The 15,289-nt window shown below is 42.9% G+C and carries 13 protein-coding genes and 1 tRNA gene; 5 read left to right on the top strand and 9 right to left on the bottom strand.

Going from position 1 to position 15,289, the window contains the following annotated elements:
- Positions 1–128 precede the first annotated feature (128 nt).
- The 6 genes from LC653_RS40230 to psbZ form a co-directional block, all read right to left on the bottom strand.
- Complete coding sequence (locus tag LC653_RS40230) at positions 129–1,394, bottom strand: glutamate-5-semialdehyde dehydrogenase (RefSeq protein ID WP_229500911.1); 1,266 nt, start codon at positions 1,392–1,394, stop codon at positions 129–131.
- Between the two features lie 4 nt (positions 1,395–1,398).
- Positions 1,399–1,806 (bottom strand): hypothetical protein, encoded by a 408-nt coding sequence (locus tag LC653_RS40225; RefSeq protein WP_100901502.1) that lies wholly within the window; start codon positions 1,804–1,806, stop codon positions 1,399–1,401.
- Positions 1,807–2,481: 675 nt separating this feature from the next.
- Positions 2,482–2,553: transfer RNA gene (locus LC653_RS40220), tRNA-Gly, on the bottom strand.
- A gap of 128 nt (positions 2,554–2,681) precedes the next feature.
- The gene (gene ribH / locus LC653_RS40215; protein ID WP_012407094.1) at positions 2,682–3,260 is read right to left on the bottom strand and encodes a 6,7-dimethyl-8-ribityllumazine synthase; all 579 of its coding nucleotides are present in this window, start codon (positions 3,258–3,260) and stop codon (positions 2,682–2,684) included.
- A 52-nt stretch (positions 3,261–3,312) separates the two neighbouring features.
- Complete coding sequence (locus LC653_RS40210) at positions 3,313–4,593, bottom strand: RNA-guided endonuclease InsQ/TnpB family protein (RefSeq protein ID WP_229500910.1); 1,281 nt, start codon at positions 4,591–4,593, stop codon at positions 3,313–3,315.
- A 342-nt stretch (positions 4,594–4,935) separates the two neighbouring features.
- Positions 4,936–5,124 (bottom strand): photosystem II reaction center protein PsbZ, encoded by a 189-nt coding sequence (gene psbZ / locus LC653_RS40205; RefSeq protein ID WP_229500909.1) that lies wholly within the window; start codon positions 5,122–5,124, stop codon positions 4,936–4,938.
- Positions 5,125–5,288: 164 nt separating this feature from the next.
- Here psbZ and LC653_RS40200 point away from each other — a divergent pair, with 164 nt between their 5' ends.
- Entirely contained in the window at positions 5,289–8,015 is a 2,727-nt protein-coding gene (locus tag LC653_RS40200; protein WP_229500908.1) for a CBS domain-containing protein, read from the top strand.
- Between the two features lie 306 nt (positions 8,016–8,321).
- On the opposite strand, the gene LC653_RS40195 is transcribed toward LC653_RS40200, so the two are convergent.
- The 3 genes from LC653_RS40195 to LC653_RS40185 form a co-directional block, all read right to left on the bottom strand.
- Positions 8,322–8,462 (bottom strand): type II toxin-antitoxin system HicA family toxin, encoded by a 141-nt coding sequence (locus LC653_RS40195; RefSeq protein ID WP_229500907.1) that lies wholly within the window; start codon positions 8,460–8,462, stop codon positions 8,322–8,324.
- The gene (locus LC653_RS40190) at positions 8,455–8,679 is read right to left on the bottom strand and encodes a type II toxin-antitoxin system HicB family antitoxin (protein WP_229500906.1); all 225 of its coding nucleotides are present in this window, start codon (positions 8,677–8,679) and stop codon (positions 8,455–8,457) included. The genes LC653_RS40195 and LC653_RS40190 overlap by 8 nt, the downstream gene beginning before the upstream one ends.
- 67 nt (positions 8,680–8,746) lie before the next feature.
- Positions 8,747–9,490 (bottom strand): Uma2 family endonuclease, encoded by a 744-nt coding sequence (locus LC653_RS40185; protein WP_229500905.1) that lies wholly within the window; start codon positions 9,488–9,490, stop codon positions 8,747–8,749.
- Between the two features lie 496 nt (positions 9,491–9,986).
- On the opposite strand from LC653_RS40185, the gene abc-f reads away from it, so the two are divergent.
- From abc-f to LC653_RS40165, 4 genes are all read left to right on the top strand, one after another.
- A complete protein-coding gene (gene abc-f / locus LC653_RS40180; RefSeq protein ID WP_229500904.1) occupies positions 9,987–11,621 on the top strand; it encodes a ribosomal protection-like ABC-F family protein in 1,635 nt (544 codons plus the stop codon).
- Positions 11,622–12,076: 455 nt separating this feature from the next.
- Positions 12,077–12,403 carry a DUF6825 family protein gene (locus LC653_RS40175; RefSeq protein WP_229500903.1) on the top strand — a complete coding sequence of 109 codons (327 nt, stop codon included), beginning with the start codon at positions 12,077–12,079 and terminating at the stop codon, positions 12,401–12,403.
- A 227-nt stretch (positions 12,404–12,630) separates the two neighbouring features.
- On the top strand, positions 12,631–14,316 hold the full coding sequence (locus tag LC653_RS40170; protein ID WP_229500902.1) for an ABC1 kinase family protein: 1,686 nt from the start codon (positions 12,631–12,633) through the stop codon (positions 14,314–14,316).
- 22 nt (positions 14,317–14,338) lie between these two features.
- Positions 14,339–15,064: a PP2C family protein-serine/threonine phosphatase gene (locus LC653_RS40165; RefSeq protein ID WP_229500901.1), complete on the top strand. Its 726-nt coding sequence runs from the start codon at positions 14,339–14,341 to the stop codon at positions 15,062–15,064.
- Positions 15,065–15,289 lie beyond the last annotated feature (225 nt).

Genomic DNA, 15,289 nt, shown 5'->3' with positions numbered 1-15,289 from the left:
GGCATCGCAGTACTGATCTACCACGGTGATCGTGGAGGTAGCCGTTCTTGAACCCAATTAAATACCCTTGCTAAGTTAAACTGTTAGTAATTAATTATACTCTCATGAGAGTAATAAAAGAGCGTTATTTAAAATCTGCCATTTCCCTGAACAATGTGCTTAACGGTGGTCAAGGTTTCTAGGCTGATAAATCCCCGGCGATGACCTTTTTGGTTAGACATGCCAAGAAACACTGAATCTCCCCGCGAAGGGTTACGGGAAAAACGCGGGGAAGTGTTGATGTAGGTAGAAGCACTGTTAACTCCTAAAGCAAACTGCCGACTTTCCTGATAGGATTCAGTAACGATGGAGTCAGCATGACCACTGCTGTATTCATTAATCCAGGCGATCGCAGCTTCTAAGCTATCCACCAATTTAAAAGCTACTGTCTTAGTTAAATAAGGGTTTCCCCATTCGCCTTCCTTCACCAGCTGCAACTGGGGAAAGGCTTTTACTAGTTCTGCATCCCCTTTAATTTCAAAGCCTTTTTCCATCAAGCTGTTCCACAGAACAGCTATTGACGATGGCAAGGCTTGCCGATGAATTAGCACCTTTTCAATGGCATTAACTTGGTCTGGTTCGCTCTGATGGCTATTAAGAATCATTAAGCGCACCATTTCTAAACTGGAATTTAGCGACCAGTAGAGATAACAGTTACCCATTGCTGACTTTAAGACTGGGCAAGTTGACTGTCGTACTACCTGCTGTACCAAACTAGAACGTCCGTAGGGAATCACTAGATTCACGTACTGGTCTTGGGTGACTAAATCCCGAACCGAAGCACCATGTTCTGCTGTAATCAGTTCTATACAGCCCGGAGGTAGTCCAACTTGGGCGATCGCACTTTGCAGTACCTCAGCGATGACCGCGTTGGAATGGCTAGCTTCAGTACTGCCTTTGAGAATTATACTATTGCCAGTTTTGATACAGAAACCCGCTGCGATCGCTCCTAAATCTGGAAACGCCTCATAAATAAATCCAATCACTCCCAAGGGCATTAACTGGGTGTAACTTTGGGAATCTTCCAGTTGATAATCAGCCGTTCTGACGCGCCGCAGCGGATCTGATAATTCCCCCAACCGTTGCAAAATGTCCACGGTCATCTCTAGCCTTGTGGGAGTCAGCTTCAACCAGTCCAATATCAACTCAGGCACTGCCATTTCGCGACTGGCTTCTAAATCCAAGGTATTGGCTTCTAGAATGTCGTCAAATGAGCGCTCAAGGGCTTGTCCCATCGCCAGTACTGCACGACTCCGGTCTGCTCCCTTTGTGATCCCCAACTTTAGGGAAGCATGATAGGCGCGTTGGGCACTAGTAATCGGTTCGGGGTAATCATCCAAAACTTCAACAGTCATTGAGTTAACGTCTGTAGGTAAGCCAGACCATTAGTGCTGGCAGAATAGCCAATAGCACCGCCACCATTGCCCAAGCAACAATGCTGGAACTATTTGCCAATCGCAGTGCTAATGGCAGCCATATAATCACTAGCACGAAAATAATGCCAAGTGCTATAGGCAGATAGCTTTCTCCCAAGCGCGGATGAACAACATGCCAACTATTTCCCATCCAACGCCAAGCCCGCTTGTAGGGATAGGTGGTAGAAAGCTGTTCTAGGACATGACCATTATCTTCTACTACAAAGATTTGCTGACAGCGATCGCAACCAAATGCTTCTGTCAGCGTAATCGGAATTAACTGACCCCGGCGACGACAGGGACAGGGATATTCGGTATTGAAGTCTATTTTTTCGGGTTTTTGAGATTGCACAAGCGTTCTAGTAACTTGAGCGTGTTTTACACGAACTGCGAAAATATGATCCCTTGGTAAATGCCTTAGAGGCTTCTCTTTCTATGAAAATAAACAGGCGATTCAAACATCGCCATCATTGCAAACAGTAGATGCAGCAGACTCTAAATATCCTAATTGCCATATCAGTACGAGGTTCTCTGTTTGTAATCTTTCCCCATAGCTGGCAATCTTATGTAAAAGTTTCCTTCTCTTCATTTGTCGCTTTAAAGATAATGTGGTTGCGTTTTTGGGCATTTATTGTGATGACACACAAAGATTGTAGCCAAGCTAATCTATATCTACACCAGTCTAAAGCTGGGTTTTATATTTCTTAGCAAGTGGGTAACGCTTCTTTTTGTGGGCGATATTCAAATTGAGACAGTAAACGATTTGTTTGCTCAATTTGTCCACATTGGGAGTGATTCACAAGAGTGTAGTGCGAATCGCCGAAGACTTCAACAGTTATCAATTATCAGTTATCAGTTAATTTGTCCGTTGGGAGTCAGAGTCCCCCACAAATATAAGTGGCGTGCTTCAGTCGGGATCAAATCTCCGACTACTTCCAATGATTAACTGTTCACTGTTCACTGATTTAATGCACCCTAAAAACACTAAACCTCTTGGAGTTTTTAACTCCAAGAGGTTTTAGTTGGAAGCGGGTAACGCGATTCGAACGCGCGACATTCACCTTGGCAAGGTGACGCTCTACCACTGAGCTATACCCGCAATCTCTAACCATATATTAGTATCTCAGATTTATTCCTAATTGTCAACCCCTTAATTTAGTTATTTGGTCATTAGTCATTGGTCATTAGTCATTAGTGAATAACAAAGGACAAATGACTAATGACGCTCTAGCCGAGTTCTTCTGACTCCGCAGTTAAATTGCCGATGCTGGCACTTTGAAAAGAGGCTGGCAAAGCCTGGCTATTACGAGAATATGGCTCTGCCAGGTTAGAACGCAGTTGCCGCATAAGGCTTGCCATTTCTAGGGCATTCAGGGCATAATCCCAGCCATGATTACCTTTGATGCCTGCTCGTTCTAAGGCTTGCTGCATAGTGTCTACTGTCAAAATGCCAAAAATTACTGGCACTCCAGTTTGAAAGCTAGCGGCGGCAATACCTTTAGAAACTTCGGCGGATACATAATCAAAATGGGGTGTTTGCCCTCGAATAACTGCACCTAGACAAATTACTGCATCATAACGATGGGAAAGTGCTAGTTGGCGAGCTACTAAAGGTACCTCAAAACTTCCCGGAACCCAAACATAGTCCACCTGATTACCTTGGGGGTTAGGATCTACACCGTGGCGTTTCAAGCAATCTTGACATCCCTCTAGCAGCTTTCCGGTAACTAGGTCATTGAATCGACCAATCACCACTGCAAACCGCAAAGGCTCCGTTTGGGTAAAAGTTCCCTCGAAAACTGCCATGACTGCCTCTTAATCAACTATAGTTCTGGCCAATATACATTTCTTATGTGAACTACCCAACCTTGGCTTCGCCTGAAGGTTGGGCTTCTGTACTCATAGGCGAGTGCCTCAAATGAGACTTTCGCCCCATCTTTGGTCTTACCTCCCCTCCTACAGCAGAGACGGCTGAACCATCCGCCTTTAGCCCTTCGACTGCGCTCAGGGCAAGCATTCTGATACCCTCTGCTCTAATATTGATAGCTGCATTTTCATCGCGGTCATGATGAGTACCGCAGTGAGGACAAGTCCATTCACGCACATCCAACGGCATCTCACTCACTTGATAAAAACAATTAGAACAGAGCTTGGAACTAGGGAACCATCTATCTATTTCCACCAACTTTGCACCAATACGTTCTAGTTTATAGGCTAAAAAGTTGGTGAATGTTCCCCATCCACAATCAGATATTGCTTTTGCCAAATTGTGATTACGATAGCGTAGCGTTAGCGAGTCTTCGAGCGTCACCATGCCTAGAAGATGAAGGTTTTCTACTATGACAGCTTGGCTATCGCTGACTAACTTATAACTAAGTTTATGTAGAAAATCTTGCCGCGAATTGCTAACTCGTTCGTACACCTTGGCAACAACTTTTCTATATTTGTAGCGTGAATTACTCCCTTTTTGTTTACGTGATAATTTCTTCTGTTTCCGTTTCAGGTTTTTCTCATGCTTGGCGATATGTTTAGGGTTGTCGTATTTAGAAACTTTTTCACCGTCTGTAACAACAGCAAAATGCTTCAGACCTAAATCAATGCCTTTTACCTTTCCTGATGTTGTGGTGAGATTATCCCCTTCCACTTCGGTCAAGATAGATGCAAAGTATTTACCTGATGGAGTTTTGCTAACAGTGACAGTCTTTATCTTACCCTCAATAGGTCTATGTATTTTGGCTTTTATCATCCCTACGTTGCCAGGGAGTTTTATATTCCCATCTACAATTTTGACGTTTTGAGGATACTGAATTGACTGTTTACCATGCTTAGATTTGAACTTAGGAAATCCAGCACGTTTCTCAAAAAAGTTCTTATACGCTGTAGTTAGATTGAGTGTTGTAGCTTGCAAAACTTGGCTATAACAATCAGCCAACCAACAAGTATCTTCTGCTTTTTTGAGATCGGGAAGTAATGCGTTGAGTGCTGAACGTCCAAGTCCAAAACCAGTTTCCTTGTAAATCTCAATAGATTTATTCAACGCATAATTCCACCACCAACGAGCACAACCAAATGCCTGAGCTAGTAGCGTTTGTTGCTGTTTAGTTGGGTATAAACGGACTTGTACGGCGATGTTTCGCACTCAAGCCTCACCTCCTTGATTAGCTAATTCTATCACAATATACACTTAGCGATAAGAGATTTTCGGAAATATTTGGCGACTCCTCATGCATACCATTCCCTCATCAACCTTGCGGTTGATATTGGTCAGGTATGCAATTGTCGTCGCCCGCTCCCTATCCCCACTAGGCGTTAGCTGAGGGTGGGGACTTCCGCGACTTGTTAAATGTAGAGGAGCAGGAAAGCACGGTTAAAAAAAAGGAAATCGGAAAAAATTTCTCCTTTTCTCCTTTGGTCTTTGACCTTGGCTTTTCTGCTCCTCTAGTTCTTATATTATGTGCCTGCGCCAGAGTAAAGCCGTCGCCTACACGACAAAAAAGTTTAACAAACCAACTAAAAATACCAAACCAATCCAGACGGCGGAACCAACCCAGAGTAACCTTTTAGATTCAACCCAATTTTGGGGAGTGGCGTAAGCTACGGGGACGCCAACAACCAGGACAAAAGACAATAGAACTAGGCTTATCAAAGCGAATTGGAATATTATGGTCATTTTTGCTTCTCCCAATACAGCGAAATACTAAGGATAGAATATCCTAAAGGGCGACACTGACACTTTCTTATTATTTTTAAGCTAGCAGAAATTGCAACATTTTTGTCATTTGTCCTTTGTCTAAGCACCAATGACTAATGACCAATGACTAATGACTCTTAACTATGGATTTAATTCTTTGCCACACAACAGCAGATTTTGACGCACTAGGGGCTGCGGTAGGGTTAACCCGCCTACTGCCGGGAAGTAAGATTGTGCTGAGTGGCGGTTCTCACCCTCCTGTAAGGGATTTTTTAGCATTGCATCGGGATGAATATCCGTTGATTGAACGCCGTTCGGTGAATCCAGAAAAAATTCGTTCTTTGACTGTGGTGGATACGCAACAGCGCGATCGCTTGGGTAAAGCTGCCCAGTGGTTAGATTTACCCCATATTAGAGAGATTATAATTTATGACCATCACTTAGGACAAGAATCAGATATTCCGGCTACCGAATCATATATTTCTTCAGTAGGAGCAACCACAACTTTAATCGTTGAGCAATTGCAACAACAGGAAATTTCCCTAACTCCTGCCGAAGCAACTGTGATGGCTTTGGGTATCCACGTTGACACTGGCTCTTTGACTTATGACCAGTCCACACCACGGGATGCGCTAGCTTTGGCTTGGTTGATGCAACAAGGTGCGAGTTTATCAGTAATTTCCACCTACCGTGACCCTGGTTTGTCTGTGCAATTGCAGCAGTTATTAACTGAATCGCTGGAAAATTTAGAATATCTTTGTCTACGCGGATATACGGTTGCTTGGGTAACTCTAAGAACTAAAAATTTTGTGCCTGGGTTATCGAGTTTGGCATCGGAACTCGTAGAATTAACCGAAATTGATGCCCTACTGTTGGCTAATGAGTATCCTTTAGGTGAAGAGGATTCACGGTTAACTGTAATTGGGCGATCGCAAATTCCCAAAACGAATCTTAACGTATTATTCCAACTTCTAGGTGGCGGCGGTCATTCACAAGCCGCATCGCTAAACCTAAGAGGAGTTGATTCAGAGGCAATATTAAAACAACTCCTTGACGGGGTAAAAGCACAAATTCCCCATCCCCTCACCGCTAGAGACTTGATGTCTTCTCCTGTTCGCACTATTCTACCTGAAACCACAATTGCCGAAGCCCAGCGCATTTTATTACGTTATGGACACTCTGGTTTATCTGTAGTCGATGCCCAAGGGCAACTAGTAGGTATTATTTCGCGCCGGGATCTTGATGTTGCTCTGCACCACGGATTTAGTCATGCGCCAGTTAAAGGCTACATGACCACAAATCTTAAAACGATTACACCAGATACGACACTGCCACAAATTGAAGCGCTGATGGTGACTTATGATATCGGACGCTTACCAGTATTGGAGAATGAGCAGTTAGTTGGTCTGGTCACTCGTACTGATGTCTTGCGGGAATTACATCAAGAAAGGGATGAAGACGAAGAAGGACAAAAATTCAAAATTCAAAATGACGCTAACGCTGCGTTAACAAAATTCAAAATTCCTCTCAGCACTGAGTTGCAAAATCGCCTTGCTCCGCAACTGTGGCAATTACTTACTATAGCATCGCAAGAGGCAGAAAAACGGGGTTGGCATCTTTATCTTGTCGGGGGTGCGGTGCGGGATTTACTGTTAGCTGAAGCAGCATCAGGCACTTTGATGATTAAAGATATTGATCTTGTGGTTGATGGCTTTCACAAATCAGCAGATGTTGGTGCTGGTGTAGAACTAGCAAAAGCACTCCAACAACTTTACCCTGCGGCTCGTTTGGAAATCCACGGGGCTTTTCAAACTGCGGCTTTGTTGTGGCACAAAGACCCAGAATTAGATTCTCTTTGGGTAGATATTGCCACCGCTAGAACAGAATTTTATCCTTATCCAGCAGCAAATCCAGAAGTTGAAGCGAGCTCCATTCGTCAAGACTTGTATCGTCGAGATTTTAGCATCAATGCGATCGCCTTGCGCCTCACTACTCCTCGTGCTGGCGAATTACTCGATTTCTTTGGTGGATTACTAGATTTACAAGCTAGGCAAATTCGGGTTTTACACCCCAACAGCTTTATCGAAGACCCCACCCGGATTTATCGTGGCGTGCGCTTTGCTGTGCGCTTCGGATTTCAGATAGAACCGCAAACTGAAGAGTTTATCCGTTATGCCATCAACAGTGGTGTTTACGATCGCACTGCTCAAGAGAATAGCAAAACTCCAGCCCTGCAAACTCGTCTGAAAACAGAATTAAAGCACATCCTAGAAGCCCCTTATTGGAAATCGGCTTTGCAGTTACTCGATAATTTAGGAGCATTGCAATGTATCCATCCTACCCTGAAGCTAGACGCAGAACTCCTGCGACAATTACGTTTGCTAGAACGCTGCTTGCGGCGATTTGATGCTGAACAAACTCTCATCCATTGGGAAATGCGCTTAGAAGCGTTAATCACGCATTTAGCACCACAATATCGGGCGAAAGTGGCAAAGAATTTGCAACTGCAAGAGGATAGCATTAAACGCTTGCAAAACTTGGCTTCTGCCCAAACTGAGGTGATGGAATCTTTGCCTAAGTGTCAAAGTCCCAGTCAAGTAGTGCAGTTGTTGCGACAGTACGATTTACCAATGCTGATTTTAATCGCTTTGCAAAGTCCGCGATCGCTTAGACATCAGATTTGGGAATATTTAACTGTTTTGGCTAATGTGCAGCCACTATTGAATGGCAATGATTTAAAGAAACTTGGTTACAAACCAGGGCCACAGTATCGGCAAATATTAGATGATGTAGTTGCTGCTACCTTAGATGGAGTGATTAAAGATAGGACTGAAGCTGAAGAGTTTTTAGCACAACACTATCCTAAATGAAATAGTGAAGCGATCGCTCATGTATTTGTGGAGTGTTGAGCAATAGATTATAAATTCAGGTTTCATTATCAGGCGGATCATTTTCATCAGGTTTGATAGCTTGTATAACCTGTTGAACTATCTTTGGGTGTAATACTTTTCCCGAATGAAAAGGAATGACCGAATAATTCGTAATTCGTAATTCGTAATTAATAATTAATTCATTAAGGGTACAAGCCCCTTAATTTATTAATGAAAAAAAGAAATTTATTCATTATTCAAGCCCCCACCTTTAGGTGTGGGGTAATAATTACGAATTACGAATTATCAATTACGAATTATTTTGACAACCCTGATATTTTCTAGGCGATAGACTTTGTGACTGCCTTTACTTCTAATCTGGATAAAGCCAGCATCCAATAATAGTTTTTCCGCTTCCTTGGCATTTAGTCGCGGTAGTTTAGGCAACCTGAACCTCCAAAGTCATAGTCAGGATTTCCTTCTTTAAAAGTTCCTGTTTCTCTGACTCTGATAGAGTTTCTACGTAAACTTCAACAGCTTCTTTGATATTTGAGCTTACTTCTTCCAAAGAATCACCTTGACTTTGACAGCCTGGAAGTTCTGGAGAATAAGCATAATAGCCATCTTCATCTTTTTCGATAATAATGTTTACTTTGTAAAACATAAAATAATCAATTATCTGATGAGAATTAAATTTTCACATTCATACTATATACTGCGATCGCAGTAATCTAAATTATATCTGGATCGATATTTAACTCGCGCAGTTTTGCTGCCAAACGTTCTGTTTTTTGTTCTGCTTGTTCTGCCTTTTGTTCTGCTTGTTCTGCCTTTTGTTCTGCTTGTTCTGCCTTTTGTTCTGCTTGTTCTGCCGTTTCTTCAGGTGTTGGTACTAGTTGCCCATCTCGTGTAAAAAACCGCAATAGACCTTCATGAATTCCCAGATATAACCCTAGCTGATGACTCCACAAATGTCCAAGTTCACTTGCTTGTAGAGGTTGATATTCTCCATCTACTAAATGAAATCCCGCAAATTCTTGTGTGTAAGGGTCGAACCAAAAATAATCGGGTGTACGGAAGGTATCTTGATAAATTGTTTTCTTTAAATTTTTGTCAGTATTCGCTGTTGAGTCAGACAAAATTTCCAGAATTACATTTGGATATTTGCCATCTTCTTCCCAGACTACCCAACTTTTACGGGTTTTACGTTCAGTTCCCAGTACTACAAAAAAGTCTGGTCCTCGGAAGTATTCTGATTTGCGTTGGCGTGGACTGTAATAGATAGTCAGATTTCCCGCCGCATAGAAATCATTTCTATCTCGCCACAACCATTCCAGACATGTTAAAAGTAGGATTATTTGCCGTAGATGTAGTTCGGTTTCCAAGGGAGGTTCATCACTAAATAAATCACCAGGAGGAAATATAACATCTTGGCAGATGCCTTGTTGAGATTCTAATTCTTGAGCTATGGTCATAGAATGGATAGGGCATCAAGTAGTTATTAATTTATTTTAGCAGTATTGTAGTTAGCGATCGCTTAGTTATAGGTGCAGGGCATCTTTATCAAAATTCCTCCTGAACCTCTGCGTTCTCTGCGCCTCTGCGGTGAAAAATTTTTATTAACCACAGAGACGCAGAGGGCACAGAGAAAAAAAAGCGATCGCTAGCCTTCCGAAATACCTTCATGCTACACTGTAGTCAATATCAAACCTGATCACAACTCCAACGAGATAGCACAAATGAAGTAGTACCAAAGACCTGTTGCGCCAAAGCAACAAATGTCAACAAAGAATAAACGCAACTAGTTTGACAGGGTTACTTCACATAGTCATGTACTAAAAATATTGTCATCACTCGTATCTACATTGAACCGCTTGGCAAGTGTCTGCGGCTAAGTTTTTTTTGTGTCTAATCTACCCGTAATTGTTGTGAACACGCGGGTGGAAGTTTGCGAATTGAGGTTTGAGAATAATGCCGAAAAAATCAATATTATTAGCTGAGAATTTAGCCTACGAACTCAGCTTGGATAAAACTTTGTTTCAAAAAGTTCAGGTGAGTGTCGAAGCAGGCGATCGCATCGCTTTAGTAGGTCGCAATGGTGTAGGAAAATCAACCCTACTCAAGATACTTGCAGGTCAAATTACCCCAAATGCAGGTTCCGTTTGCTGTAATAGTATTGTTTACTATTTGCCACAAATCAGCACTATTAGGCAAGAAATCACAGCACATACAGTACTAAATTTTTTGATTTCCATCTCTGACGATTGGTGGAATATTGAGGATATTTTACAAACTCAATTCCACACAACACTTGACTTATCTTTGCCAATTGCTAACTTGAGTGGTGGAGAACTCACAAAACTATTTCTGGCGATTGGTTTATCTCAACAGCCCAACTTGTTATTGCTGGATGAGCCAACTAACCACATGGATTTGCAAGCGTTAGAAAGCTTAAAACAGTTTCTTTTGAATTTTAATGGTGCGTATGTAATTGTCTCACACAAACCTTTTTTCTTAGACCAAGTAACATCTGTAACTTGGGAACTTACACCTGTTGGTTTGAAAGTATATGGAGGTAATTTTTCTGAGTATCGAGAACAGAAAGAAATAGAGTTAGAGGTAGCATTACGATCGCACGAAGCCGCCAGAAAGGAACTCAAACGTACCCAAGCCACAGCCATGCAAGAACAGCAACGCGCAGCCCAATCTAGCCGCAACGGTCGCGCCAAGTTTCTTAATGGCAGTATTGATAGAATGGCAGCAGGGCTAATTAAAACCAAAGCTGAGGCGTCTACCGGAACTGCGAAAAAGAAACATGAAGCAGCAGTAGCAAAAGCTAATCAAAAGGTTGCACAGACGAAGGTCAAAACTACGAAAGTAACTAGTATTCAGCTAGAAGAAAAAAATCAAAAGCGCCGAAATCTCATTAATATCCAGGGTGCAAATCTTAGGATATCAGAACGTCTATTGATTCAAAATATTCAACTGCATGTATCATCTGGCGATCGCATAGCCATTATCGGCGCAAATGGTTCTGGTAAATCGAGTCTGGTAAAAGCAATTTTGGGAATGGAAAACCAAACAGCGATTTTTGACTCAGGTGAGGTTTTACTAGCACCAGCGATGAAAGCTGTATATCTCGATCAAACCTACGAATTGGTAAATCGCCAATACACACTTTTGGAAAATATGCAAGCTGCCAATCCTAATCTCAGCTATCAGCTTTTGCGTCAACAACTAGGACACTTTCTGTTTAAATATGATGACGTTCACAAAAGCGCCTCTGTACTGAGTGGGGGTGAGTTGGCAAGATTAGCGATCGCTATGATCAGTATCTCAGAAATCGATCTGCTGATTCTCGATGAGCCAACTAATAACCTGGATATTGAAACTGTTGAACAAATAATAGTAGGTATCAATGACTATCAAGGAGCTATTTGGGTAATTTCCCATGACCTAAATTTCCTTAGCCGGATTAATATTACTCAAAGTTTCAAATTGAAAGAGCAAGCCTTGCAAATGACAACCTATTTACCCAGTACACCAGAGCAATACTATCGAGAGTTGCTGGAACGTCACGATATACAGCACTTTGCAAGTAAATGAAGTACATCCCTCCCCAACCCTCCCCAAGGGATTGGGGAGGGTGCGCGACAGCGCAGGTGGGGTATTTTTGTACCTCACCAACTTGAAATCTGCTGTATGTTATTCCAGACCGGTGTAGCTCTCGTTTGTGTGCCCGCAAACTCCGCCAATTCTATGAGACTGTTGGCGAATTGATAGGGGGTCTAACCCATCAGCCCCCAATCCATCTTAATTTCAGTGCGTTGAAACGCACTTTAGCTATTAGCCCGCAATTTATTGCAGGGCGGGAAAGCAACGCAAAACCAGGATTTTAGGGATGGGGGGTTTAACAAGAAAGTAAATCGACCAACAGTATCTTCATATTCGCCAGGGCTGAAGTCGCACATCGCGTCACATAAATCTCTAACTCCCCAGCAGAAGCCGTAAAGCATACAGGCAAGTTATAATTCTCTTGCGGATCAACGTAACAAAAATTTATGAGTAACCCCCTCGTACAAGCCTTTTTCGTAGGCAGAGCAGTAGCTGAAGTAGTTAATGATCGTTTAGAGGTCGCCTTGACCGATGCTTTGAGCGATCTGGGCAAATTTGATGCGGAAGCTAGAGAGCAGTTGCGTCAGTTTACAGACGAAGTTCTAGAGCGGGCAAATCGGGCAGCAGAAGCTGCTAATGGTGGTCAAGCTAGTACAGGTGGTGGGCAAGCCAGTTCTGAATCAGGTGACTTGCAAGCAGATATTGATGAATTACGAGCAGAAATTGCCCTGTTACGAACAGAATTGCAACATTATCGCAGAACTTCTGCATAAATTTTAGTCATTGGTCATTAGTCATTGGTCATTGGTCATTAGTCACTTGTACTAAGCTTTGCCGTTGGCGCAGCCTCTCCAAGAGTTGTATTGGTCAAAAATTATTATGTACAAATGACAAATGACAAAGGACAAAGGACAAAGGACACTTAAAAAAAAACAGTTTAGGAATCAGAGTGTCTTTTCTTTCAAGGGATTCGGTTGCAAACCAACGGTAAACAAAGTATATGGAACAAGGTTATTCAGATAAAGCATACCGTTGGAATCGGGAAAAATACTCTAGCAGACGGCGTTTTGTGGACATTTGGTCTTTTGTCTTGACCTTATTATTCAAACTTTGGCTATACAACAAATCTTGGAGTTATCCGGGTGGCGTGACTGAGGCAAAGCAAGCTGCAAGACGCAAAACCCAAGCAGTTTGGATTCGCAATACCCTGCTGGATTTAGGGCCAACCTTTATCAAAGTAGGGCAATTGTTTTCTACCCGTGCTGATATATTCCCTGGTGAATATGTAGAAGAACTAGCCAAATTACAAGACAAAGTACCGGCATTTAGCTATGAGCAAGTAGAAGCGACCATTGAGAAAGAACTAGGCAAGAAAATTCCTGAACTATTCCATAATTTTGAACCGATTCCTTTGGCTGCTGCTAGCTTGGGGCAAGTACACAAAGCCGTGCTGCATAGTGGAGAATCGGTTGTCGTCAAGGTGCAACGTCCTGGACTAAAGAAGTTATTTGAAATAGATTTACAAATTCTTAAGGGAATTACCCGCTATTTTCAAAACCATCCCAAATGGGGACGCGGGCGAGATTGGTTAGGTATTTATGAAGAGTGTTGTCGCATTCTTTGGGAAGAAATTGATTATCTCAACGAAGGTCGTAATGCTGATACTTTTCGCCGGAACTTTCGCGGCTACGATTGGGTGAACGTCCCAAAAGTATACTGGCGTTACGCCACGTCCAGAGTGTTGACTTTAGAATATCTCCCTGGAATTAAAATTAGCCAATACGAAGCTTTAGAAGCAGCAGGTTTGGATCGAAAGGCGATCGCTCGTCAAGGCGCTCAAGCCTACTTACTACAATTACTCAACAGTGGCTTTTTCCACGCCGATCCTCATCCAGGCAATATTGCCATTAGTGCAACTGGTGCTCTGATATTCTACGATTTCGGCATGATGGGGCGGATTAAGTCAAACGTCCGTGAAGGACTAATGCAAACACTGTTTGGCATTGCCCAAAAAGATGGCGAACGCGTTGTTCAATCTCTGATCGATTTAGGCGCGATCGCCCCAACCGATGACATGGGCCCAGTCCGGCGTTCCGTCCAGTACATGCTGGATCATTTCATGGATAAGCCTTTTGAAAACCAATCGGTGGCAGCAATTAGTGACGACCTTTACGAAATAGCTTATAATCAGCCATTTAGATTTCCAGCAACCTTCACTTTTGTGATGCGAGCCTTTTCTACCTTAGAAGGGGTAGGCAAAGGCTTAGATCCAGAGTTTAACTTTATGGAAGTTGCCAAACCGTATGCAATGCAGCTTATGACCGATATGAATGGTTCTGAGGGGAATAGCTTTATTAACGAATTAAGTCGTCAAGCAGCTCAGGTAAGTAGTACCGCGTTTGGTCTACCACGTAGGTTAGAGGATACCCTAGAGAAGCTAGAACGCGGAGACATGCGCTTGCGTGTTCGGTCTATCGAAACTGAACGCCTATTGCGCCGGCAGAGCAGTATTCAGCTCTCAATAAGCTATGCTCTGTTAATCAGTGGTTTCACGCTTTCAGCTACGATCTTAGTCGTTACCAATTATGTATGGTGGGCACTGGCGCCTGGTTTAATTGCAGCAGTGCTTTCAGTGATCCTGATCAGACTACTTTTACGACTTGACCGTTACGATCGTATGTATTAATTGTTGGTTGCAAAAATAATTTATGAAACTTAATTTCACGGGTTTTAGCGATCCGGGACTTATTCGTTCTAATAATCAGGATGCTTACTATATCGACCCAGAGGGGCGGTTTTTTGTTGTTGCCGATGGCATGGGTGGTCATGCCGGAGGTGAGGAAGCAAGTCGCATTGCCACTGGAGAAATTCAGGCGTATTTAGTAGCAAATTGGCAATCTCCTAAATCTTCCCAAGAATTGCTAGAGCAAGCTTTGTGGGGTGCTAATGAAGCGATTTTGCACGATCAGCAACATCATCCCGAACGCGCCGACATGGGTACAACGGTTGTAGCGGTAATTTTTCGCGCCCCAGAGACCCCCTGGTGCGCTCATGTTGGCGATTCGCGGCTGTATCGCTTCCGGGAGTCGCACTTAGAACAAGTAACAGAAGACCACACTTGGGTAGCACGGGCAATCAAAATCGGTGACATCACCTTAGATGAAGCACGATTACATCCGTTTCGTCATGTATTATCGCGCTGTTTGGGGCGTGAAGACTTGCATCAAATTGATGTACAACCACTGGATGTAAAAGCTGGCGATCGCTTGCTGTTATGTAGTGATGGTCTTACAGAAGAACTTGTCGAACAGAAGATTGCTAGCTGCCTCCAAGACACTCCTTGGCTTGATAAAGCCGCCATCTCTCTAGTTGAGGCTGCCAAAGACCACGGAGGGCACGATAACATTACAGTTGTCATCGTCTCACTCGACTAAATAGTCATTGGTCATTGGTCATTGGTCACTTGTACTGAGCAAAGCCGAAGTATTAGTCATTAGTCAAGAGTTACTAGCTATTGGACAAAGGACAAATCTCAATACTGCTCGGTTAAGGAGGAATAGAGGGTAAAACAAAGAAAAATGTGTTCGCGGATAAGTTTCGCGAACAAAATAATGAGACTTACTTTTTCTCTTTAAGACTGTCGTATAAGTCAACCCAGT

This window comes from Nostoc mirabile CHAB5784 (genome assembly GCF_020829645.1).
GTDB classification, from domain to species: domain Bacteria; phylum Cyanobacteriota; class Cyanobacteriia; order Cyanobacteriales; family Nostocaceae; genus Nostoc; species Nostoc mirabile.
This window is presented reverse-complemented; position numbering and strand designations above follow the sequence as displayed.

Excerpts from the sequence above, each read along its gene's own strand:
- LC653_RS40230 (WP_229500911.1), bottom strand. The coding sequence starts at position 1,394 with ATGACTGTTGAAGTTTTGGATGATTACCCCGAACCGATTACTAGTGCC.
- ribH (WP_012407094.1), bottom strand. The coding sequence starts at position 3,260 with ATGGCAGTTTTCGAGGGAACTTTTACCCAAACGGAGCCTTTGCGGTTT.
- psbZ (WP_229500909.1), bottom strand. The coding sequence starts at position 5,124 with ATGACCATAATATTCCAATTCGCTTTGATAAGCCTAGTTCTATTGTCT.
- LC653_RS40200 (WP_229500908.1), top strand. The coding sequence starts at position 5,289 with ATGGATTTAATTCTTTGCCACACAACAGCAGATTTTGACGCACTAGGG.
- LC653_RS40190 (WP_229500906.1), bottom strand. The coding sequence starts at position 8,679 with ATGTTTTACAAAGTAAACATTATTATCGAAAAAGATGAAGATGGCTAT.
- LC653_RS40185 (WP_229500905.1), bottom strand. The coding sequence starts at position 9,490 with ATGACCATAGCTCAAGAATTAGAATCTCAACAAGGCATCTGCCAAGAT.
- abc-f (WP_229500904.1), top strand. The coding sequence starts at position 9,987 with ATGCCGAAAAAATCAATATTATTAGCTGAGAATTTAGCCTACGAACTC.
- LC653_RS40175 (WP_229500903.1), top strand. The coding sequence starts at position 12,077 with ATGAGTAACCCCCTCGTACAAGCCTTTTTCGTAGGCAGAGCAGTAGCT.
- LC653_RS40170 (WP_229500902.1), top strand. The coding sequence starts at position 12,631 with ATGGAACAAGGTTATTCAGATAAAGCATACCGTTGGAATCGGGAAAAA.
- LC653_RS40165 (WP_229500901.1), top strand. The coding sequence starts at position 14,339 with ATGAAACTTAATTTCACGGGTTTTAGCGATCCGGGACTTATTCGTTCT.